Origin of the sequence: Citromicrobium sp. JLT1363 (genome assembly GCF_000186705.1) — a bacterium.
GTDB lineage: Bacteria > Pseudomonadota > Alphaproteobacteria > Sphingomonadales > Sphingomonadaceae > Alteriqipengyuania.
This window is the reverse complement of sequence record NZ_AEUE01000008.1, coordinates 127,030-147,731: the sequence shown is the minus strand read 5'-3', so window position 1 is coordinate 147,731 and position 20,702 is coordinate 127,030. Positions and strand designations below refer to the sequence as shown.

At 66.4% G+C, this 20,702-nt stretch carries 22 protein-coding genes; 8 read left to right on the top strand and 14 right to left on the bottom strand.

From position 1 onward, the window contains the following. The first annotated feature begins 186 nt into the window (after positions 1–186). A complete protein-coding gene (locus ADAD_RS0113325; protein ID WP_010414690.1) occupies positions 187–1,722 on the top strand; it encodes a SulP family inorganic anion transporter in 1,536 nt (511 codons plus the stop codon). Between the two features lie 3 nt (positions 1,723–1,725). Here ADAD_RS0113325 and ADAD_RS0113320 read toward each other — a convergent pair whose 3' ends face one another. The 5 genes from ADAD_RS0113320 to ADAD_RS0113300 form a co-directional block, all read right to left on the bottom strand. After that, positions 1,726–2,925: an MFS transporter gene (locus ADAD_RS0113320; protein ID WP_010414689.1), complete on the bottom strand. Its 1,200-nt coding sequence runs from the start codon at positions 2,923–2,925 to the stop codon at positions 1,726–1,728. Between the two features lie 212 nt (positions 2,926–3,137). Then, positions 3,138–4,328, bottom strand: coding sequence for a GGDEF domain-containing protein (locus ADAD_RS16010; protein ID WP_010414686.1), 1,191 nt, complete (start codon positions 4,326–4,328; stop codon positions 3,138–3,140). 340 nt (positions 4,329–4,668) lie between these two features. Then, positions 4,669–5,970 (bottom strand): ATP-dependent protease ATPase subunit HslU, encoded by a 1,302-nt coding sequence (gene hslU / locus ADAD_RS0113310; protein WP_010414683.1) that lies wholly within the window; start codon positions 5,968–5,970, stop codon positions 4,669–4,671. A gap of 471 nt (positions 5,971–6,441) precedes the next feature. Then, the gene (gene hslV, locus ADAD_RS0113305; RefSeq protein WP_010414680.1) at positions 6,442–6,999 is read right to left on the bottom strand and encodes an ATP-dependent protease subunit HslV; all 558 of its coding nucleotides are present in this window, start codon (positions 6,997–6,999) and stop codon (positions 6,442–6,444) included. 72 nt (positions 7,000–7,071) lie between these two features. Beyond that, positions 7,072–7,545, bottom strand: a complete 474-nt coding sequence (locus ADAD_RS0113300) for an outer membrane protein assembly factor BamE (RefSeq protein ID WP_010414676.1) — start codon at positions 7,543–7,545, stop codon at positions 7,072–7,074. A 188-nt stretch (positions 7,546–7,733) separates the two neighbouring features. Here ADAD_RS0113300 and ADAD_RS0113295 point away from each other — a divergent pair, with 188 nt between their 5' ends. Continuing rightward, positions 7,734–8,255, top strand: a complete 522-nt coding sequence (locus ADAD_RS0113295; RefSeq protein WP_033193382.1) for a ubiquinol-cytochrome C chaperone family protein — start codon at positions 7,734–7,736, stop codon at positions 8,253–8,255. After that, complete coding sequence (locus ADAD_RS0113290) at positions 8,252–8,800, top strand: YceD family protein (RefSeq protein WP_010414669.1); 549 nt, start codon at positions 8,252–8,254, stop codon at positions 8,798–8,800. Before ADAD_RS0113295 ends, ADAD_RS0113290 begins: the two co-directional genes overlap by 4 nt. Positions 8,801–8,816: 16 nt before the next feature. On the opposite strand, the gene ADAD_RS0113285 is transcribed toward ADAD_RS0113290, so the two are convergent. The 9 genes from ADAD_RS0113285 to ADAD_RS0113245 form a co-directional block, all read right to left on the bottom strand. Further along, complete coding sequence (locus ADAD_RS0113285; protein WP_010414667.1) at positions 8,817–9,476, bottom strand: potassium channel family protein; 660 nt, start codon at positions 9,474–9,476, stop codon at positions 8,817–8,819. Beyond that, on the bottom strand, positions 9,466–10,803 hold the full coding sequence (locus ADAD_RS0113280; protein ID WP_010414665.1) for a TrkH family potassium uptake protein: 1,338 nt from the start codon (positions 10,801–10,803) through the stop codon (positions 9,466–9,468). Before ADAD_RS0113280 ends, ADAD_RS0113285 begins: the two co-directional genes overlap by 11 nt. Positions 10,804–10,851: 48 nt before the next feature. Continuing rightward, on the bottom strand, positions 10,852–12,423 hold the full coding sequence (locus ADAD_RS0113275; protein WP_010414662.1) for an ABC-F family ATP-binding cassette domain-containing protein: 1,572 nt from the start codon (positions 12,421–12,423) through the stop codon (positions 10,852–10,854). A gap of 310 nt (positions 12,424–12,733) precedes the next feature. Then, on the bottom strand, positions 12,734–13,198 hold the full coding sequence (locus tag ADAD_RS0113270; protein ID WP_237700828.1) for a hypothetical protein: 465 nt from the start codon (positions 13,196–13,198) through the stop codon (positions 12,734–12,736). Positions 13,199–13,264: 66 nt separating this feature from the next. Then, positions 13,265–13,804, bottom strand: a complete 540-nt coding sequence (gene ssb / locus ADAD_RS0113265) for a single-stranded DNA-binding protein (RefSeq protein ID WP_010414656.1) — start codon at positions 13,802–13,804, stop codon at positions 13,265–13,267. A gap of 89 nt (positions 13,805–13,893) precedes the next feature. Further along, a complete protein-coding gene (gene feoB / locus ADAD_RS0113260) occupies positions 13,894–15,738 on the bottom strand; it encodes a ferrous iron transporter B (RefSeq protein WP_010414654.1) in 1,845 nt (614 codons plus the stop codon). A gap of 13 nt (positions 15,739–15,751) precedes the next feature. Then, the gene (locus tag ADAD_RS0113255; RefSeq protein WP_010414652.1) at positions 15,752–15,991 is read right to left on the bottom strand and encodes a FeoA family protein; all 240 of its coding nucleotides are present in this window, start codon (positions 15,989–15,991) and stop codon (positions 15,752–15,754) included. Between the two features lie 61 nt (positions 15,992–16,052). Continuing rightward, a complete protein-coding gene (locus ADAD_RS0113250; protein ID WP_010414650.1) occupies positions 16,053–16,733 on the bottom strand; it encodes a COQ9 family protein in 681 nt (226 codons plus the stop codon). Beyond that, entirely contained in the window at positions 16,733–17,326 is a 594-nt protein-coding gene (locus ADAD_RS0113245; RefSeq protein ID WP_033193397.1) for an ankyrin repeat domain-containing protein, read from the bottom strand. Before ADAD_RS0113245 ends, ADAD_RS0113250 begins: the two co-directional genes overlap by 1 nt. A 129-nt stretch (positions 17,327–17,455) precedes the next feature. Here ADAD_RS0113245 and ADAD_RS0113240 point away from each other — a divergent pair, with 129 nt between their 5' ends. From ADAD_RS0113240 to ribD, 5 genes are read left to right on the top strand one after another with little or no spacing between them, the layout of a single operon-like run. Next, positions 17,456–18,058, top strand: coding sequence for an SCO family protein (locus ADAD_RS0113240; RefSeq protein ID WP_033193396.1), 603 nt, complete (start codon positions 17,456–17,458; stop codon positions 18,056–18,058). Further along, positions 18,046–18,507, top strand: a complete 462-nt coding sequence (locus ADAD_RS0113235) for a YcgN family cysteine cluster protein (RefSeq protein WP_010414645.1) — start codon at positions 18,046–18,048, stop codon at positions 18,505–18,507. The genes ADAD_RS0113240 and ADAD_RS0113235 overlap by 13 nt, the downstream gene beginning before the upstream one ends. Further along, positions 18,474–19,223 (top strand): M48 family metallopeptidase, encoded by a 750-nt coding sequence (locus tag ADAD_RS0113230; RefSeq protein WP_139020458.1) that lies wholly within the window; start codon positions 18,474–18,476, stop codon positions 19,221–19,223. The genes ADAD_RS0113235 and ADAD_RS0113230 overlap by 34 nt, the downstream gene beginning before the upstream one ends. Before the next feature lie 55 nt (positions 19,224–19,278). Beyond that, complete coding sequence (locus ADAD_RS0113225) at positions 19,279–19,731, top strand: hypothetical protein (RefSeq protein WP_010414639.1); 453 nt, start codon at positions 19,279–19,281, stop codon at positions 19,729–19,731. Between the two features lie 25 nt (positions 19,732–19,756). Then, entirely contained in the window at positions 19,757–20,695 is a 939-nt protein-coding gene (gene ribD, locus ADAD_RS0113220) for a bifunctional diaminohydroxyphosphoribosylaminopyrimidine deaminase/5-amino-6-(5-phosphoribosylamino)uracil reductase RibD (protein WP_029140134.1), read from the top strand. Positions 20,696–20,702 lie beyond the last annotated feature (7 nt).

Genomic DNA, 20,702 nt, shown 5'->3' with positions numbered 1-20,702 from the left:
GCTCCCCTGACCCCTTGAGAATTTCCGGCGGGAATGAACCAGACACCGGGGCCGGTCGCAAGGCATCGCCGTCTGTGATCGACGAACAGCATGCGGCATTCGGCAGTCGGCGGCCCGTCGCGGGGTTGTGTTGCAGCGCAGCATGGTGCACGGGTGGAGCTTCCAAGCAAAATTGACGGATTTCCCATGACGCCCAGCACCGGCGCGCACGCGCATGCCAGCAGAACAGCCCGATGGAAGAGCGAATGGTTCGGCAATGTCCGCGCCGATGTGCTGGCGGGCATCGTCGTGGCGCTGGCGCTGATTCCAGAGGCAATCGGCTTCTCGATCATCGCGGGCGTCGATCCGCGCGTGGGGCTCTATGCCTCGGTCGCCATCGCCATGGTGATCGCGTTTACCGGCGGGCGTCCCGGGATGATCTCCGCCGCCACTGCAGCAGTGGCCGTTGTGGTGATCCCGCTGGTGCGCGATCATGGCGTGGAATACCTGTTCGCCGCGACGATCCTGATGGGCGTTTTCCAGGGCATCGCCGCGCTGCTGAAGCTCAACCTGCTGATGCAGTTCGTATCGCGCAGCGTCATTACCGGCTTCGTCAACGCGCTCGCCATCCTGATCTTCATGGCCCAGCTGCCCCAGCTCGATCCGACCAGTGAAGGCGTGAACTGGCTGACTTACGCCATGGTCGCGGGCGGTCTCGCCATGATCTACCTCGTGCCCAAGCTGACCACCGCGATCCCCAGCCCCCTGGTCGCCATCGTGGTGCTCACCTGCCTGTCGCTCTGGCTCGGCTCACCGGTCAACACCGTCAGCGACATGGGCGAGCTGCCGCAGGGCCTGCCCTACTTCATGCTGCCCGACGTACCGCTGACCTGGGAAACGCTGGCGATCATCGCGCCCTATTCGCTCACCATGGCGGCGGTCGGGCTGCTGGAAAGCCTGCTCACCGCGCAGATCGTCGACGACATGACGCACACGGGCAGCGACAAGCAGCGCGAATGCGGCGGACAGGGCGTCGCCAATATCGTCGCCGCGCTGTTCGGCGGCATGGGCGGCTGTGCGATGATCGGCCAGTCGGTCATCAACGTGACGTCCGGCGGCCGGGGGCGGCTTTCGACCTTCACCGCAGGCCTTGCGCTGCTCATCATGCTCGTCCTGCTTGGCGGCATCGTCGGCCAGGTGCCCATGCCCGCGCTGGTCGCGATCATGATCATGGTCTCCATCGGCACGTTCAGCTGGAACTCGATCCCCAACCTGCGTGTGCACCCGTGGCAGAGCTCCATGGTGATGTTCGTCACCGTCGCGGTGGTGGTGTTCACGCACAACCTCGCCATCGGTGTGCTCGTGGGCGTGCTGCTGTCGGGCATCTTCTTCGTCCAGAAGGTGATGCACATGTTCGAGGTGGAGCGCACGAAGGAAGGCGACACTGCCACCTACACCGCGCACGGCGAGATCTTCTTCGGCAGCGTTGCCCGCTTCGAGGCGGCGCTGGGCCCGGAAAGCCTGCAACCCGACCCGGCGGATCATGTCATCATCGACGTCACCCGCGCGCACTTCTGGGACATCTCGGCCATCGGCGCGCTCGACAAGGTGGTCGAGCGGATGCGGATGCATGGCCGCAGCGTGCAGGTCGTCGGCCTCAACGAAGCCAGCGCGGACCTTGTCGATCGCCACGGTGCGACCGACCGCACGGGCGTCGAGATCGGCCTCGCCCCGCATCCGTAAGGGTCAGGCTGCGGCGTCCCGATGGCCGTACAGGCGATACGCGAGATAGGAGAGGAGGCAGAGGCTGAGGCAGCTGACGAGGATGGCGAGCGCCGTCCCCGTCCAGCCGAACGCCTCGAACAGCGCGGTGCCCGCAATGCTGCCGACCGCGCCGCCGATGAACATCATCACGATGTAGATCGTCGTCAGCCGGGTGCGCAGCTCGGGTTCCTGCGAGAGGAAGGTCATGCGGCTGGTCACGTCGATCGCCGGGCCGACGATATTGCCGATCAGGATCGGAATTATCAGCGGCCACAGGTTGTTGCCGAAAGGTAGCAGCAGCGAAATCCCCAGCACCTGGACGATTGCGTAGCCGACCCGGGCCTTGCGCGGCCCGATCCGGTCCGCGAGCCGCCCCCAGTAGGGGGTCGAGAAAACGCTGATCGCCGCGAACCCGGCCAGGTAGCCGACAACATCGGTGCCGTAGCCCATCTGCGGCCCGGTCAGGTGCAGCGCGAGCGCCAGCCACAGGGCGATGAACTGGGCGAAGCCGATCGCCTGGATCGCGCCCGACAGCAGGATCTCGCGCCGGTCGCGTGCCAGCGCGAGGAGCGAAAGGATCAGCGCGCCGTAGCCCAGCCTGCTGGCATCCTTGTCGCGCACGCCCTTTTCCATGATCGTGGGCAGAGCGAGGGTGATGGCGATCATCAGTCCGCTCGCAATCCAGTAGACCACCCGCCAGCCAAGATACTCCGCCACCACGCCCGCTCCGACCCGCGCGACCAGGATGCCGAAGATCACGCCTGCGGTCAGCAGCGCGGTCACCTGCCCCAGCCGCTCGGGCGCGACGCGCTTCGAGGCATAGGCCGGCAGCAGATAGGGCGCGATCGTGAAGAAGCCGAGCAGCGTCGATCCGGCGGTGAACAGCGTGAAGCCCTGCGCCAGCGTCATCACGATCAGCCCGGCGCACTGGCCGATGGTGAACAGGATGGTGAGCGTGCGGTTGGAAAAGCGATCGCCCAGCGGCAGCAACAGCAGAATGCCCAGCGCCAGCGCGAGCTGGTTGAGCGCGGGTACGAGGCCGATCTGTCCGGCGCTCACTCCGAAGTGGCGCGCGACATCGCCGATGATCGGGTGGATATAATAGGCGTTGGCCGTCACCACCGCCGCTGCGACGGCAAGCCAGTATTCCTGCGCTGTGGTGAGGCGGGTCGGTTCGGTCATGCGCGCCCGCCTTTGAAGACGCCGGGCTCCGGGTCAAGCGCTGCCACACCTCCCGGCGCAGGGGGGGCTACAGGTTCCCGTCCCCGACACTGCGGGCAAAGGCACCCAGACCAAGCGGCCCCACGACAGCAGTTCGGATCATTCGCGCGCCCGGTCGGCCCCTCATCAGCCAGGCGGAGATACAGTGACGATGGCCGGGCTGGAGCGCGCGTTCATCCAGCGACGCGGGAGCCGCGCGAGAATGCCCGCCTGAGCTTTGCGTTGAGATCCCCGATCGGACGGTCGGGCTGGCGGAATCGCCTGCAGGTGTGCTTGCCCGCATCCTTCGCATCATACAGCGCCATGTCGGCACGGATGCGAAGCTCGTGCGTGGTCAGCGCGTCCTGCGGAATGCACGCGAAGCCCGCGCTCGCGCCGACGCGTACCGGCACGTCGGTGGCGACCGGGATCGCGCCTTCGGAAATTCGCTCGACCAGTTTCTCGCCCAGCGCGCGGACATGTTCGATGCCGCAATCCCTCACCAGGACCATGAACTCATCGCCCCCCATGCGGGCCACGACGCCGCGGGTGCCCACCACGGCTTCGATGCGCCGGGCGACCTCCACCAGAACCGTGTCGCCCGCCCCATGGCCATATTCGTCGTTGATCGCCTTGAACCCGTCCAGATCGAGCGAGACGATCGCCATGGTGTGCGTGGGTTCGTTCGCCAGCTTGGCGAGGTGATGATCCATCCCCTGGCGATTGAGAATGCCCGTCAGGCTGTCGTGATAGGCGAGATAGAGGTTCTCCTTCTCCGCCTTCAGACTCTTGAGCAGGGTGCCGTGGAAGGTCGTGATGATCTGCCGCGCGCCGAACATGAAAGGCGGCGTCAGGATCACGATGACCGAGAGCAGCGGCGCATCGGCGAGCACGGCCCCCGCCGCGAAGGGAACGTCCATCAGCAACAGAAGAAGGGTCGCAAAGTTGGGCGCGGCATAGTTGCGCGCGCAGATCAGCCCGAGCGCGGCCGTGACGAGCGTGGCCGACAGGACCTGCAGAACCGGATCGTCGCCGCTCATGATGACGAAGGCGACCGCCCCCTGCAGCGAGCACCACAGAAGCGAGAACAGAGCAGACCAGCTGACGTCGATGGACAAGCACTCGGCCTTGCGTCTCGTGCGCCATCGCGATTCGGCAATCCGCGCGAAGGCAAGCACGATCTCCAGCGCCACGAACACGACGAAAACCGGCGCCGAAGACCGGTAGATCGCCACGGCGAGGACGACCAGCGCGCATAGCGAACCCATCAGGGCCGCTGCGGGCGAACCGCCAAGCTGTGCGTAGAGGCGGCCCTGAATGTCGGCCCCCGGGCTCGGTGCGCTCCGCAGCAGCCGCCCTATTCCCAGGCGGTCGGCCGCCGACACCGTATATGTCGAACAAATCTCTCCCATCAGCGAAGTATGCGACTCTTTACTTAAGAAAGAGTGGCATAGTCGAAGTCCAACGAGCGAACGCGACCATGATCGGCGTTAAAGCTCCGTGCTGAAATCCGAGAGAGTTGTCCGATCGATCGGAGTTGAGTCTTTCAGCAGACGGGCCGGAATTGGCTTGCGTGAACCGCGCTGCGCCCCGCCTGAGCCAGGGCAGTGTCCGTTCGATGCCGCGCGTGGCCGGGCGCTGTTCGCCCTCCCCATGATGGACTGCACGCCGCCCGCGAAGCGGCGCGAAGGAAGGCAGCATGCCTGCCTTCCGACACGTCGAATCCTAGAGAATATACTTGCTGAGGTCGGTATCCCTGGCGAGGTCGTCCAGCCGTTCGCGCACATAGGCCGCGTCGATGGTGATCGTCTCGCCCTCGTGCTCTTCGGCTTCGAAGCTGATGTCCTCCAGCAGCCGCTCCATCACGGTCTGCAGGCGACGCGCACCGATATTCTCGACCGCCTCGTTCACCTGCGCGGCGATCTTGGCGACTTCGCGCACGGCTTCGTCCGTAATGTCGAGCGTGACCTTCTCGGTCGCGATAAGCGCGGTGTACTGCTCCACCAGATTGGCGCGCGTTTCGGAGAGAATGCGCACGAAATCCTCTTCGGTCAGCGCGCGCAGCTCGACGCGGATCGGCAGGCGGCCCTGCAGTTCGGGCAGCATGTCGCTGGGTTTGGAAACGTGGAACGCGCCGCTTGCGATGAACAGCACGTGGTCCGTCTTCATCGGCCCATGCTTGGTCGCCACGGTCGTGCCTTCGATCAGCGGCAGCAGATCGCGCTGCACGCCTTCGCGGCTCACGGTGCCGCCGCGCTGGTCGGACACGGCGATCTTGTCGATCTCGTCGAGGAAGACGATCCCGTTGCTTTCGGCATTGGCGAGCGCGACTCGCGCCACATCGTCCTGGTCCATGCGCTTCTCGGCCTCTTCGTCGACCAGCCGGTCCCACGCTTCGGGCACGCGCAGCTTGCGGCGGCTGGTGGGCTTCTTGCCCATCGCCTTGCCGAACATGTCGCTAAGGTCGATCATGCCCACATTGCCGCCCATTCCGGGAATATCCATCGTGGTCGCAGGCTGATCCTGCACCTCGATCTCCACCTCGACCTCGTTCATCGCGTTCTGGACGATGCGTTCGCGGAAGCTGTGGCGTGTCGCTTCGGAGGCATTGTCGCCCACCAGCGCATCGAGCAGGCGCTCCATTGCGGCCTGGCTGGCGCTTTCGCGCACGGCTTCGCGGCGACGTTCCTTCTCGAGCCGGATCGCCTCTTCAACCAGGTCGCGCGCGATCTGTTCGACGTCGCGGCCGACATAGCCGACCTCGGTGAACTTGGTGGCTTCGACCTTCACGAAGGGCGCTTCGGCCAGCCGCGCGAGGCGGCGGCTGATCTCGGTCTTCCCGCAACCGGTCGGGCCGATCATCAGGATGTTCTTGGGCGTCACCTCGTCGCGCAGGTCCGGCCCCAGCCGTTGTCTGCGCCAGCGGTTGCGCAGCGCCACGGCGACCGCGCGCTTGGCATCCTTCTGGCCGATGATGTGTTCGTCGAGAGCGCCTACGATCGCTTTGGGTGTCAGGTTGTCTGTCATCGCCGGGGCATTTGGGGCGCACCCGCCGTCATCGCAAGGCGGCAGCCCAGAAAGCCTAGACGCTGCAGCTCATCCGCCGATTGAAACCGGCAAGGGCCGCAAGGCGTGCCATGATCGGGCTTGGGTTGTCGTGCACGTCCGAAATCCCCGTATGCGATGCAGGTTTATGAGCTCGCCGGTCAGCTTATAGCCGCGGATCCAGGCATGTCCTCTACCTTGGCCGCAAACAGGACTTCGGCTAAACATGCCTTTCCTGAGCGCTTATTATAGAGGTCTGCATGTCAGCCACTTGCCCCCATTGCTTTGAGACCGTTCATCCCAAAGCGACCAAGTGCAAACATTGCGGAGGTGCAATTGTTTCTTCAAGCGAACAATTGGGCCGCACCGTGGGCTATATCCTGCTCGCGGGGATCGTCGTTATCTTGGCGATAGTGCTACTTACCGCGTGAAGAAGATACTTCGCCGTCGCACTTAGACCGTTTCCAGCGTCACCTGGTCATTGGTGAAGACGCACACCTCTGCGGCAACCGCCATCGCGCGCCGGGCGATCTTTTCCGGATCGGTTTCGTAGTCGGACAGCGCGCGCGCGGCGGCGAGTGCGTAGTTGCCGCCAGAGCCGATCGCGGCGATGCCGCCTTCGGGCTCCAGCACATCGCCATTGCCGGTCAGCACCAGCAGCGTGTCCTTGTCGGCCACGATCATCAGCGCTTCGAGATTGCGCAGGTATTTATCGGTGCGCCAGTCCTTGGCCAGTTCGACCGCGGCCCGCATCAGCTGGCCCGAATACTGGTCCAGCTTGCGTTCCAGTCGCTCGAACAGGGTGAAGGCATCGGCGGTCGCGCCTGCGAACCCGGCGACGACCTTGCCATCGCCGATCCGCCGGACCTTCTTCGCATTGGGCTTCATCACCGTGTTGCCCATGGAAACCTGACCGTCCCCGGCAAGCACGGTTGTATCCCCGCGCTTCACGCCGATGATGGTTGTGCCATGCCACTGTTGCAGGCCGTGATCTGCCGCTGAATTGCTCATACCGCGCGATATGGGAGGCCCTCTGCGGCTATCAAGCGGTACGCTGCCGCATGCGCTGGCCGCTGCGCCCGATCAGCGCCCCGGCCCGCCGCCGCCCGGCCCGGCACCCGGTGCGCCGACCGTGCCGATATTGCCGAACAGGTCTTCCAGGAAGCCACGCTCGCGGCCCAGCGTCGGCGTCGCGTCGCCGTCGGGCCGCAGATAGACCACCTCGTCGATGCCGGAGCGATCCGCCTCGACCACGTTGCCGTTACCGTCGAACCGAACCGCGAGCACCGAGTGATCCTCGATCCGCGGCCGCACGAAGGGCTTGCGCCCGGTGATGCTGGAAACATAGTACCAGGTTTCGGGGCCGAATTGGCTGGTGAAGGTCGGCCGCCCAAGAGTCGCTTCCACGGATCGCTGGTTGTCGATCCCGGGCTGGACGAGACCCATCAGCCGCTCGTCATTGATGTAGCCGCGCGTTTCCCGGATCGACGAGCAGCCGCCTACCGACACCGCCAGCCCCACCAACAGGACCGGCGCCATGGCCTTAACGATCCGCATAGTCTCGAAACCCTCTTTGCAAATTCTGTGCGCGCCCTTTTGCGCAAGGGCACAAACGCTATATCGTGGCGGAGCCTTAAGGCCTTGCCAGCGCCCGCGCAATGGCACCGGGCCGATCGGAGCCGACACCGCGCCGCAGATGTGGCGAGCGCGTTTGAATTGCCGCTGAATGAAGGACTGCCCGGCCGATGACATTCCTCTCCCGATTGCTGGGTACGCAGCGCGATCCGCGCGAGAAATGGCGCCCCCTGTGGCACCGTCTGGTGGGCGCTGCGCGCGAAGAGCACTGGTATGCGCAGCGCGGTGCGGCGGACACGCTGGACGGGCGGTTCGACATGATCTCGATGCTCACCGCGCTGTTCATGCTCCGCCTCGAGGCAGAGCCCGAGGGCGTGCCCGCCGCTGCGCGGCTGACCGAACTCTTCGTGGAAGACATGGAAGGCCAGATGCGCGAGGCGGGAATAGGCGATCCCACCGTGGGCAAGCTGATGGGCCGCATGATGGCGACGCTGGGCGGTCGCGCGGGCACGCTGCGCGATGCCCTGGCCAGGGAAGACGATGCCGATCTGGCGGGCGTCGTGCGCCGCAACATGCACCTTTCGGACGAAGAGAACGGGCCCGATGCCATGGCGCAGGGGCTGCGCGCGCTCCACGCACGGCTCACACGCACCGATATTGCCATGCTCGAGCGCGGGGAGATCGCCGAATGAGCGACGCACTGCCCCAGCCCGAATTCTCGCGCGAAATCTCGCTGCGCCAGATCGTCGGCCACCCGCTGGATCTGGAAGCCAGCGAGGCCGAACGCGCGGCGCTGGCCCGCCGCTTCGCGATCAGCGCGGTCGAATCGCTGACGGCACGGGTCTCGCTCGACCGGCACGGCGAACGTGTCGCGGTCGAGGGGGCGCTTCAGGCGGATATCGTCCAGCCCTGCGCAGTCTCCGGCGAGGATTTCCCCGTCCATATCGAGGAAGAGATCGCGCTGCGCTTCGTGCCCGAAGGCTCCATCCATCCCTCGCTGGAAGAAGGCGAGGAAATCGAGATCGAGCTGGAGCAGGACGATCTCGACGAGATCGAATATGCCGGCGACAGCTTCGATGTCGGCGAAGCCATCGCGCAGACGCTGGCGCTGGCGATCGATCCCTATGCCGAAGGGCCCAATGCCGACGCCACGCGCGAAAAGGCCGGGATCAAGAGCGACGATGCGCCCAGCGGCCCGCTGGCCGAAGCGCTGGGCGCCGCGCTGAAGAAAGGCTGACCGCCCCGCTCGCGGGTCAGATCCCGGAGAACTTCTCGATATTGCGGATGCGGCCCGAGACGACCAGTTCGTCGCCCGGGAAGATGATCGTGTCCGGGACGGCGTGGATGAAATCCTCGCCCTCGCGCTTCACGCCGACCACCGTCACCTCGTATTTCTTGCGGCACTCGCTGGTCACCAGCGGCAGGCCGACGATCGGCTCGGGCGCCGCCAGCCGTGCGATGGCGAAATCGTCGCCGAAGGCAATGAAATCGAGCAGCCGCTCGTTGATGAGATGCGCGGTGCGTTCCCCCATCCGCTGTTCGGGGAAGACCACGTGGGTCGCCCCGGTCCGCTCAAGAATGCGGGCGTGCTTGTCGTTGGTCGCCTTGGCCCAGATGTTGGTCAGGCCAAGGTCCGCCAGCGCCAGCACGCTGAGCACGCTGGCTTCTATGTCGGTGCCGATCGCCACCACTGCCGATCCGAAATCGGCCACGCCCAGCCGTTCCAACACGGCCTCGTCCGTGGCGTCCGCCTCCACCACCTTGGTCAGGTCCGGCGCGAATTCCTGCACCAGCTCCGCGTCGCAATCGACCGCGAGCACCTCGTGCCCCATCCGCTCCAGCGTGCGCGAGACCGCGCCTCCGAAACGGCCGAGGCCGATAACCAGAACGGGTTTGCGCCTGTCAGCCGACAATGGGGTTCTCCTGCGGATAGCGGTAGGGCCGGTCGCGCCCGCCGATGGCAAGCGCGGTGGCGACGGTGATGGTTCCCACCCGGCCCACGAACATCAGCATCACCAGCACCAGCAGCGCGGTGGGCGGCAGATCGGCGGTGATGCCGGTCGACAGGCCGACGGTGGAATAGGCGGAAATCGTCTCGAACAGGATGTCGTCCAGCGGGATCGGGCTGATCGAGGCGATATAGGTGGTGGATGCGAAGATCAGAGCGGCTGACAGGACGGTGACGGACAGCGCCTGCCGTTCGATCTCGCGCCCGAAGCGGCGCTGGAACAGGCCCGCGTCACGCTGGCCGCGAACCTCGGTCAGCACCACGGCGAACAGGACGAAGAAAGTCGTCACCTTGATGCCGCCTGCCGTCCCGGCGCTGCCCCCGCCGATGAACATCAGGAAGAAATTGGTCATGATCGTCTCGTCATGGAAGGCGCCGACATTCAGGCTGTTGAACCCGGCGGTGCGCGGCATGACCGAATGGAAGGCGGCGTTGAGGATCTTGGCGCCCCACCCCATGGGGCCGAGCGTTTCGGGATTGTGCCATTCCATCGCCAGCGTCGCGCAGAAGCCGAAGGCGAGCAGCGCGGCGGTTCCCGCAACCGTGATCTTGGTGTGCAGCGACCAGCGCCGCCAGGCGATGCCGTTGGTCCGCAAATCCTGCATCACCGGAAAGCCGAGCGCGGTCAGGATCACCGCGAACATGAGCGGGCCCAGGATCAGCGGGTCGTTCTGAAAACCCATCACGCTGTCCGAATAGCTGGAGAAGCCGGCATTGTTGAACGCGCTGACCGAATGGAACAGGCCGTGCCACACCGCGAGGCCGAGCGATTCGTGGTACGTGCCGAACAGCCGCGCGGCGAGGATCGCCGCCACGACACCTTCCACCACCAGGGTAATCGCGAGGATCAGCTTGAGCGCGGTGACCGCGTCGTGTTTTTCCAGCCTGCTGCGCTCCACCTGCGTCGCCATTCGGTCGCGCAGGCCGAAGCCGCGCCCCGCCATCAGGCCGAACAAGGTCGCCGAGGTCATGATCCCGAACCCGCCGACCTGGAACAGCAGCAGGATCACGCCCTGGCCGAAGCCCGACCAGTAGGTGGGCGTATCGACCACGATCAGCCCGGTGACAGCCACGGCAGAGGTGGAGGTGAAGACTGCGGTCAGCAGCGGAGCGCGGGTGCCCGCAGTGGTCGCAAAAGGCAGGCTGAGCAGGATCGTGCCCACGATGATCGCGCCCAGAAACAGCAGCGGGATCAGACGAATCGGGTCGCGTAGGGCAAGCACACGCCGCATCTGCGCCTATCGCGCGGGCGAATAAAGACGCAAAAGCGAACTGGCGGATCAAACGGCAACGAACCGTTCGATGCCCACGCGTTCGAGAAAGGACGCATCATGGCTGACGACCAGCAGCGCGCCATCGAATTGCCGAAGCGCATCCTCCAGCACTTCGAGCGACTCGATATCGAGGTGATTGGTCGGCTCGTCGAGGATCAGCAACCAGGGCGGCGCAGCGCCAGCCAGTGTGACCGCCAGGCCTGCGCGCAACCTTTCCCCTCCTGACAAGGTGCCCACGATGCGCAGCGCATCGCGGTTACGGAACGCGAAGCGCGCGCACTGCGCATGGGCGCTTTCTCTATCCAGTTCGGGATGACGGGCGCGCAGATTGTCGAGGATGCTCGCATCGCCGTCCAGCATCTCCAGATGCTGGTCGAGCATGGCGATCCGACCCTGCGCGCGGTACGCTTCGCCCGCCACGGGATCGAGCAGCCCTGCCGCAATCCGCAGCAGCGTCGTCTTCCCCGCCCCGTTGGGGCCGGTCAGCGCAACACGTTCCGGCCCGTCGATCCGCAGGGTCCACGGGCCCAGCCTGCGGCTTCCGACAGCCGCCTCCACGCGGTCCAGCGCAAGCACCCTCGCCCCGGACGGCAGACCGCTTGCCGGCATCTCGATGGTCAGCGGTGTGACGATCTCGACTTTGGCTTGCGCTTCTTCCCGGCGCCTTGCCGCCTCGCCGATCAGGCGGTCGCTCGTCGCATGTTCGCGTCCGTCGGTGTTCTCCGCACGTTCGGCCCGGGCATCGAGCACGATCTTCGGTTCCGATCCCCGTGCGGCCACCGCCCGGCCCGCCTTGTCGCGCCGCGCCTTGGCCTCTCGCCGCGCCTGCGCAGAGCGTTGCGCAGTGCGAAGTGCTGCGTCGGCGCGCTCGCTCTCCTCGGCAGCGCGTGCGCGCTCCGCATCGCGCGCGGCGGCAAAGGCGGACCAGCCGCCGCCGAAGCTGCGTATGCCGATGGGCGTCAGCTCCACGATCCGGTCCATGGTTTCGAGCAGCGCGCGATCATGGCTGGCGACCAGCACGCCGCCGCGCCAATCGCGGATCAGGGCTGCGATTGCAGCGCGCCCGGCAGCATCGAGATTGTTGGTCGGCTCGTCCAGCAGCAGCAGATCTGGCGCTTCCAGCCTCAGGCGCGCAATTCCGATGCGGGTCCGCTCCCCGCCGGACAGGGTACCGATTCGCCGGTCGAGCGGTATGGCAGGCAGGCCGACCTGCGCCAGCGCAGCCTCGATCCGATCTTCGAGAGACCAGTCCGCATGGGCGAGATCGTCCGGAGTGCCCTCGCCTGCCAGCACGCGGTGGAGCACTTCGAGTTGGCCCGCCACGCCGAGCGCGCGAGCAATCGTAAACTGTGGCGGCAGGTCCTGATGCAGGACGCCAGGCGTGCCGGAAGCGTGAATGGTGCCGGACGACGGCTTTGCCGCACCGGCAATCAGGTCGAGCAGGGTCGACTTGCCCGAGCCGTTGCGCCCGACAAGGCCGACTCGCTCGGTACCGATCGAGAGCGTCAGATCATGGAAGAGCGGGCTGCCGTCAGGCGTGCGCGCGGTTACGGAATCGAGTGTGAGGAAGGGAGACATAGGGCACCGTGGCAGGGATCGGGACAAAGCGGTTCGCGTTGTTCGTCCTGATGTTCACGGCACAATTCCTTCTCTGGCTCGGCTGGAATGTATGAGGGGGGTTTGGCCGGTGCAAGCCGAAGTGCTTTGCGAGGGGGCACGCGCCGCACCAACGCACCGATTTCGCTGTCCTACAGCCACGGCACACGGCATCTTCGCGCGGCTTGAACGCAAGGCTCTTTGACAGCGTCTTTTCCGCCGGAAACGGCTCCCTTGCGACAAGGGAGTTTTTAGCCCCTGGACACTGTGTCAGGTGTGTCAGGGCGGATGCTCAGAACGTTGCGGGCGGGCCGTAGAACATCGCGACCTCGATGATTCGCATCACGTCCCTGGGCCAGGTCATCGTCACGTCGACCGTCCAGATCGGCGCGTTGTGCCCGTCGGGCATCAGCGTGAGCTGGTAGCGCGGGAAGACCTCGCCATCGCGCGATTTGCGTTCGATCTGCCAGACATCGTCGAGGTCTAGCGCGACGAAGGCATCGCGCGGGCCGATGCGGTTCTGATCGTAGGATGCGGGGGCACCGCTGGAGAGGTCGAAGTAGGTGTTCCTGCCATCCCTCAACTTTGCCTGCTCCTGCCGCAACGCATCGAGCACCCAGCTCGCCTCGTCCGCGGGGATGGATCGCAAATGCTGCGCAGGCGCGGCGGGCTGCGATTGCGCATGGAGCGCCCCGGGCACACCAAGCCCGCAGGCGAGCGCTGCGATCATGCGGAAGCGGGATGAGCGGATATGCATCCGCTCATCCTTGCCGTGTCGTAATGTCTGAAGTGTGAACCCGGCTCAACGCCGCCGGCCAGCACCCTAGAACGGAATGTCGTCTTCTAGATCGTCGTAATTGGCGCCGCCGCCACCCGATCCGCCGCCGCCCTGGTTCCAGCTGCCGCCCTGATCGTTGCCACCGCCCGATCCGCCGCCGTAGCCGCCTCCCGAACCGCCACCACGCTGGCCGCCGCCGAAGCCGCCGCCACCACCGCCGCCGCCGCCGCCTTGTGCGCCGTCGAGCATGGTCAGCGTCCCGTCGAAGCCGCGCAGCACGACTTCGGTGCTATAGCGGTCCTGCCCGTTCTGGTCCTGCCACTTGCGGGTCTGCAGCTTGCCCTCGATGTAGACCTTGCTGCCCTTCTTCAGGAACCGCTCGACCACGTTGACGAGGCCTTCGGAGAAGATCGCGACGCTGTGCCACTCGGTCCGCTCCTGGCGTTCGCCGGTGTTGCGGTCCTTCCACGTCTCGCTGGTCGCGATGCGCAGGTTGGCCACCTTGCCGCCGTTCTGGAAGCTGCGGATTTCGGGGTCTGCGCCCAGATTGCCGATCAGCATGACCTTGTTGAGGCTGCCCGCCATGATTCGTATCCCTTCGTGTCTGTTGCCAAGGGCCTATCGAATGGGGCGCATCGGGGCCAGTAGGGACGCTACCGATTTGAACAGGCTCGCTACAGCCCCAGCGCCACCGCGCTCCAGTAGGTGATGCCCGCGAAGATGTAGGCCAGCGCAAACAGGTATCCCACCATGAACAGCGGCCATTTCCAGCCATTCGTCTCCCGCCGGGCGACCGCGATGGTGGAAAGGCACTGAGGCGCGAACACGAACCAGGCGAGGAAAGCGAGCGCGGTCGGCAGGCTCCACCTGTTCGACAGCGTGCTGGCAAGCCCCTCGGCCTCGGCCTCCTCGTTCTCCGCATCGATCGCGTAGGTCGTTGCGAGCGAGGCGACCGCCACTTCGCGCGCGGCCATCGCGGGAATCAGCGCCAGGCTGATCTCGCGGTTGAAGCCGATCGGCTCAAGAACGACGTTCAGGCCGTCCGCGATCTGGCCCGCGAAAGATGCGTCGACCTGGCTCTCGCCCGGCTCGGCCTGCGGGAAGCTGAGCAGGACCCAGAGGATCACCGTCGCGGAAAAGATGATGGTACCCGCACGCCGCAGGAACACCCAGGCGCGCTGCCACAGGCCCAGGGCGATGTCGCCCACGCTCGGCAGCTGATAGCGCGGCAGTTCCATGATGAAGCCGGTCGCCCCGCCCTTGGTCAGGGTGCCGCGCAGCACCAGCGCGACGATCAGCGCGCCCACGATACCCGCCAGGTAGAGCGCCAGAAGCACAAGCCCCTGCAGGCCGATCCCCCAGCCCACCTCGCGCGCCGGAATGAAGGCAGCGATGATGACAGCATAGACCGGCAGCCGCGCCGAACAGGTCATCAGCGGCGCGATCAGGATCGTGGTCAGCCGGTCCTTCGGATCGGCGATGGAGCGGGTCGCCATGATGCCGGGGATCGCGCAGGCAAAGCTGGAGAGCAGCGGAATGAAGCTGCGCCCGGACAGCCCGACGCCCGCCATCAGGCGGTCCATCAGGAAGGCGGCGCGGGCCATGTAGCCGGTTGCCTCCATGATGAGGATGAACAGGAACAGGATGACGATCTGCGGCAGGAACACCACCACCGAGCCAACGCCCGCGATGATCCCCTCGGTCAGCAGATCGCGCAGGAAGCTCTCTGGCAACGCACCCTCGACCCACGCGCCCAGCGCCCCGGCCCCGCCATCGAGCGCATCGGTCAGCGGCGCGGCCCAGGCGAACACGGCCTGGAAGATCACGAACAGCAGCGCGAGCAGGATCAGCGGACCGGCCCACGGATTGAGCAGCACGCTGTCCAGCCGGTCGCCCACGCGACGCGCCTTGGAAGTCTGGTACACCGTGGCCTTCGCAATGGTGCGCGCCTCCAGCCGCCGCTCGGTCGCGTCCATGACGGGGCGATCGGCATGCGTACCGATCTGCGCACGCGCATCGGCGATGGCACTTTTCAGATCGTCGAGCCCGCGACGGCGCACGGCAACCGTCTCGATCACCGGTACGCCCAGAGCCTGCGAGAGGACCGTCGCGTCGAGCTTGAGCCCGTCGCGTTCGGCCATATCGATCATGTTGAGCGCGACGATGGTCGGCTTGCCCAGCGCCAGCACTTCCTGCGCGAAAACCAGATGCTGTTCCAGATTGCCCGCATCGAGCACGAGCACCAGCACATCCGGCTCCGCCTCGCCCGGAAATTCGCCCTGCACCACCTGCCGCGTGACTTCCTCGTCCGGACTGGATGCGTCGAACGCGTAGGCGCCGGGCAGGTCGATCACCTCGGCCTGGGTGCCATCGGGCAGCGCGAGGATGCCCGCCACGCGTTCCACCGTAACGCCGGGATAATTGGCGATCTTCTGCCGCGCGCCGGTCAGCTTGTTGAACAGCGCGCTCTTGCCGCAATTGGGGTTGCCGAGCAGCGCGACCCGGAAATTCTCGCTCATGATCCGCTGCCCCTCAGTCCGCTTCGAGCGAAATGGCGGAGGCCTGGCTCTTGCGCAGGGCGATCGTCATCCGGCCGATCGACACCGCGACCGGGTCGCGCCCACCGAACACGCCGTGGTGCGCCATGCCGACCTCGACACCCGTTTCGAACCCGAGAGCGCGCATCCGCTTCGCATCGGCGGGCGGCAGCGCGCCCCAGTCAATGGCGGCGATCCGGGCGCGATGGCCAGGTTTCAGGCTTTCGAGCGTCATGCGCGCGCTTCTGACAAAGCACGGGCGTAAATGCAACTGATTATCAATACTGGATGGGAGGCTATCTGGCGGGGTACCGCATACGTCCCAGCAGGCGCACGGGGCTGAAACGCTCGCGGCTTCCCCCGCCCGTCAGCTGCGCCTTGGTCTTTTCGAACTGCATCACATTTTCGATCCGCCGATCGAGGAAGGCGCGGGCCTCGGACTTGTCCTCGCTTTCGTCATCGAGCCAGGCGAGCAGTGTCGAACCATAGACCGACGCGAGAATCGCGCGCTTCGTGTAGTGATTGTAGTCCGTGGCCGTATCGCCGGCGAGCCGCCACATGATATCCGCGCTCTGCCATGCACTGCGCATCGCCTGGCGGGCGTTCTGCGGCATGGCGCTGATGGCCAGCGCCCGGCGCAACGCCTCTTCCTGGCCTGCGACCGCGTCCAGCCGATACCATACCAGGTCGCGGATCTTGTCGCGGATCTTGCGGCCTTCCAGCGTTTCCGGCGGCAGGTCGCGCGCCATCGCCTGATCGATCGATTCGATCCAGGCGGTGATCATCGCCATCGCTTCTGACTGGCCCCCTTGCCCCTTGAAGGCCAGCCGGGCGAGTGCCGGGTCCACGCCCTCCATCTCGGCGGCCGCCGTCAGCGCGGCCTGCGTCCAGCCGTCGAAGATCGCGGAATCCGCAATCGCGGGCGCAAGCGCGAGACGCAATTCGTCGAGGGTGAGGTCTGCGGCGTCGTCGATCATCAGAGGCTGGGCCCGTATTGCTGCTGCGGCGCCGCGTTTTCGCGCGCCTCGTCGGCTGTGGCAAATTCTTCGCTCAGGCGGCGCTCGCCAATCAGCGCGACATAGTCCCGCGCCGAGCGGCCCGAATTGTCGGTCCGGTCGGGGTCGGCTCCATTGGCCAGCAGCACGCGCACCAGCGGGATGTCGCGGCGATGCACCGCTGCGATCAGCGGGGTCTCCCCGGTACTCGACAGCGGATCCACTCGCGCGCCGTATTCCAGCAGCGCGGTGACGCCTTCGACATGGCCGAGACGCGCGGCGATCATCAGCGGCGTCACGCCGTCCCTGTCGGCCAGATCGGGGTCTGCGCCATTCTTGGCCAGGAACCTGATCCAGGTCGTATCGCGCCGGGCCGCGACGATGTGCATCGCGGTTTCGCCACTCGTCTTGTCGCGGGTGTTGAGGATCGTGGTGGCACTCGGGTCCTTGACGACGGCATTCACTTTCGCGCCATCCCGATCACGCACCGCTTCCAGAAACTGGTACCCGTCGGAACCCAGCCCGGCCTGGGCGAAAGCGGCGCTACCGAGCGCGGCGACTGATAAGACGGCCACGCGGACCAAGTTGCGGAAAAACGGCAGCGACACCTTATACACTCCTGTCCAAGCCCCTAGATTTCGTGCACGGAGCCCTTTCCGATCCGCAGTTAGCAGACGCTGAACCCGATTGCCATGCGCGCGACCATGCACTTCTTACCCGCCCTGACCCGCCCTGTGATGGCCTCCGTGCTGCTGATGCTTGCTGCCTGTTCGGCGAGCGAGCAGCCCGCCGCCCCACCTCCGCTGGAAGGCGCCGCAATCGGCGGCGATTTCACTCTGACCGGCGAGGACGGCGAGCCCGTTTCCTGGGGCGATTTCGCTGGGCAGTACCGCACGATCTATTTCGGTTACACCTTCTGTCCAGACGTCTGTCCGGTCGACGTGCAGCGCGCCATGGCGGGTCTGAAGCGGTTCGAGGAGAGCGATCCGGAACGCGCCGCGAAGATCCAGCCGCTGTTCGTCAGCGTCGATCCGCAGCGCGACACGCCCGAGGTGCTGACCGAGTTTACCGACGCCTTCCACCCGCGGCTGATCGGCATGACCGGCAGCAAGGCGCAGCTGGACCAGGTGGTGAAGGACTTCGCTGCCTACTACCGGATCGGCGAACCGAACGAAGCGGGCGGCTATCTGGTCGACCATACCAGCATCACCTATCTGTTCGGCCCCGACGGCGAGCCCATCGCCATCCTGCCGACCGACGAAGGGCCGCAGGCAGTTGCCGCGGAACTCGACAGATGGGTACGCTGAGGGACCGTTTCTGGGAGCGTCCGCTCGACGAACTGACGACGCCAGAGTGGGAAGCGCTGTGCGACGGCTGTGGCCGGTGCTGCCTGCACAAGCTTGAGGACGAGGACACCGGCGAACTTGCCGAGACCAACGTCGCCTGCCGTCTGCTGGACTGCTCGACCGCGCGCTGCCGCGACTATGCCAACCGCAAGACCTTCGTGCCCGATTGCCTGCGGCTGACCCGTTCACTGGTCGGCAAGTTGCCGTGGCTGCCCGATAGCTGCGCCTACCGCCGCCGTGCGGACGGGCGCCCGCTGCCGCGCTGGCACTACCTGCTCACCGGATCGCGCGAGGATGTGCACCTTGCTGGCGCAGGCGTGGCCGGTCGCGTGATCTCGGAAACCCATGCGGGGCCGATCGAGCATCACATCGTCGAATGGACCGACGCCACCGGGGAAACGGACGGGTGATCGACTGGCTGCGCGATCCTGCCGATCCCGTGGTCGCGCTGGCGCATGGCGATCTGCCGCTGGTGATCCGCCGTCATCCTCGCGCAAAGCGCATGACCTTGCGGCTCTCGCTCGACGGGCAGAGCGCGCAGGTCACATTGCCGCGCTGGGCCGCCACGCGCGAGGCCGTGCGGTTCGCGCAGGCGCGCGCCGACTGGCTGGAGGCGCAACGCGCGAAGCGCCCGGCTGCAAGGGAGCCGGAACCGGGTGGCACAGTGGATTTCCGGGGCAAAACACTCACCATCGACTGGTTCGAGTCCCACCCGCGCCGGGTCCATCTCAGAGAAGGGGCGGTTGCACTGGGCGGTCCGCGAGAGGGAATGTCGGCACGCCTCAAGCGCTGGATGCAGGGCGAAGCGCGCGCGCTGTTTGCCGACGACATCGACTTCTACGCAAGCCGCGCCGGGATAGCGGCTCCGCAGTTCGCGCTCAGCAATGCGCGTCGGCGGTGGGGCAGCTGCTCTTCCAACGGCACGCTCCGGCTCAACTGGCGGCTGGTACAGGCCCCCGACGCCGTGCGGCGTTCGGTGGTCGCGCACGAGACCGCCCACCGCGTCCATTTCGACCATTCGCCGCAGTTCCACGCGCTTCTGGGCGAACTGTTCGAGGGCGACCTGATCCAGGCGGAGGCCTGGCTGAAGGCCCATGGACCGCAGCTCTTCGCAAGCTTCGGCTGACCCCGCTCCAAAGTCCGCACTGGCGGCTGGCGGGCGCAGGCCTTATATCGACCGGATGCGTATCAGCCCGAAATACGATGTTGCCGGCGGTGTCGGGGACCTGTGGAACGAACTCAAGCGGCCCCAGCCCTATCGCTGGCCGATCCTGGCTGCCTCCTGCGTGGTGCCGGGCCTTATGCTGTACGTCTTCGCGTCGGAGCGCTGGTACGCAGAGCCCGCTGCGCCGGAAATCGTCTACATCACCACCTTCGCCCCCGACCGGAGCGAGGAGGAGATCATCGCCTCCAACCTCGAAAACCAGGAGCGCAAGGAAGCGCGCCAGCGGCTGGAGGAAGCGCGGATCGAAAAGCGGCGCGAGATGTACCGCGCGCTGGGGCAGGCGACCGGCATCGATACCGACAAGATGGAGGCCGAGATCGCCGAAGAGCGCGCCCGCGAGGAAGCCGAGGCGCAGGCCCGGCTGGAAGAGGCCACGGGCGGATCGGTTGACACCTCCGACACCCAGTAACCTCGGCAGCAGCGAAGCACGATGGCTGGCCGCCGCGGCGCGTCTGGCCTTGCGCGCTCGGCCCGCGAGCAACCCCAACCCGGGCGTCGGATGCCTTATCGTGAAGCAGGGCCGCGTGATCGCGCGCGGCTGGACCCAGGCCCGCGGCCGCCCCCACGCCGAGGCAATGGCGCTCGAACTGGCGGGCGACGACGCACGCGGCGCGGACGTTTTCGTAACGCTGGAGCCGTGCGCGCATGTCTCCCAGCGCGGCCCCGCCTGTGCCGACCTGCTGGCGGCTGCAGCGCCCGCGCGGGTGATCGTGGGCGCGAGCGATCCCGATCCGCGCACAGCAGGCAAAGGCATCGAACGGCTGCGGGCCGCAGGGATCGAGGCGATCCTTGCGCAGGACCCGCACAGCGCCGACAGCCTTTCCGGCTACCTTACCCGCGCACGGCGTGATCGACCGCATGTCACGCTCAAGCTCGCGCTCTCGCTCGACGGGTGCATCGCGATGGCCGACGGTTCCAGCCAGTGGATCACCGGCGAGGCGGCGCGCGCGCATGTCCATTCGCGCCGTGCGCTGGCCGATGCGATTTTGGTCGGTGGAGGCACATGGCGGGCCGACACCCCCCGCCTCGACGTGCGCCTGCCCGGGCTGGAGACGCGCAGTCCGCAGCGCTGGGTGCTAACCTCGCAGGAGGCCCCGGGCGCACGGACGATCGCCGCTCCGGCGGAGATCGCGCGCATTCCGGCGCAGTACCTCTACGTCGAGGGCGGCGCCCGCACGGCCGCGAGCTTCCTGGAAGCCGACCTTGTCGACCGGCTGGAGATCTACCGCGCACCGATCCTGATAGGCGGCGGCATACCTGCCCTGCCAGATTTCGGCCTTGGCGAGCTTGCGCAGGCGCACGGACGCTGGCAGCCGGTGGAAAGACGCAATCTCGGCCCCGATACGTTCGAGGCCTTTGCCCGCACCCGCTAATGGAGCC

Coding starts and splice junctions, on each gene's coding strand:
- hslU (WP_010414683.1), bottom strand. CDS start 5,970: ATGACAGACAACCTGACACCCAAAGCGATCGTAGGCGCTCTCGACGAA.
- ADAD_RS0113225 (WP_010414639.1), top strand. CDS start 19,279: ATGCGTATCAGCCCGAAATACGATGTTGCCGGCGGTGTCGGGGACCTG.
- ADAD_RS0113290 (WP_010414669.1), top strand. CDS start 8,252: ATGAGCGACGCACTGCCCCAGCCCGAATTCTCGCGCGAAATCTCGCTG.
- ADAD_RS0113270 (WP_237700828.1), bottom strand. CDS start 13,198: ATGCATATCCGCTCATCCCGCTTCCGCATGATCGCAGCGCTCGCCTGC.
- hslV (WP_010414680.1), bottom strand. CDS start 6,999: ATGAGCAATTCAGCGGCAGATCACGGCCTGCAACAGTGGCATGGCACA.
- ADAD_RS0113295 (WP_033193382.1), top strand. CDS start 7,734: ATGACATTCCTCTCCCGATTGCTGGGTACGCAGCGCGATCCGCGCGAG.
- ADAD_RS0113320 (WP_010414689.1), bottom strand. CDS start 2,925: ATGACCGAACCGACCCGCCTCACCACAGCGCAGGAATACTGGCTTGCC.
- ssb (WP_010414656.1), bottom strand. CDS start 13,804: ATGGCGGGCAGCCTCAACAAGGTCATGCTGATCGGCAATCTGGGCGCA.
- ADAD_RS0113240 (WP_033193396.1), top strand. CDS start 17,456: ATGCACTTCTTACCCGCCCTGACCCGCCCTGTGATGGCCTCCGTGCTG.
- ADAD_RS0113235 (WP_010414645.1), top strand. CDS start 18,046: ATGGGTACGCTGAGGGACCGTTTCTGGGAGCGTCCGCTCGACGAACTG.
- ADAD_RS0113250 (WP_010414650.1), bottom strand. CDS start 16,733: ATGATCGACGACGCCGCAGACCTCACCCTCGACGAATTGCGTCTCGCG.
- feoB (WP_010414654.1), bottom strand. CDS start 15,738: ATGAGCGAGAATTTCCGGGTCGCGCTGCTCGGCAACCCCAATTGCGGC.
- ADAD_RS0113325 (WP_010414690.1), top strand. CDS start 187: ATGACGCCCAGCACCGGCGCGCACGCGCATGCCAGCAGAACAGCCCGA.
- ADAD_RS0113230 (WP_139020458.1), top strand. CDS start 18,474: ATGGACCGACGCCACCGGGGAAACGGACGGGTGATCGACTGGCTGCGC.
- ADAD_RS0113255 (WP_010414652.1), bottom strand. CDS start 15,991: ATGACGCTCGAAAGCCTGAAACCTGGCCATCGCGCCCGGATCGCCGCC.
- ADAD_RS0113300 (WP_010414676.1), bottom strand. CDS start 7,545: ATGCGGATCGTTAAGGCCATGGCGCCGGTCCTGTTGGTGGGGCTGGCG.
- ADAD_RS0113275 (WP_010414662.1), bottom strand. CDS start 12,423: ATGTCTCCCTTCCTCACACTCGATTCCGTAACCGCGCGCACGCCTGAC.
- ADAD_RS0113280 (WP_010414665.1), bottom strand. CDS start 10,803: ATGCGGCGTGTGCTTGCCCTACGCGACCCGATTCGTCTGATCCCGCTG.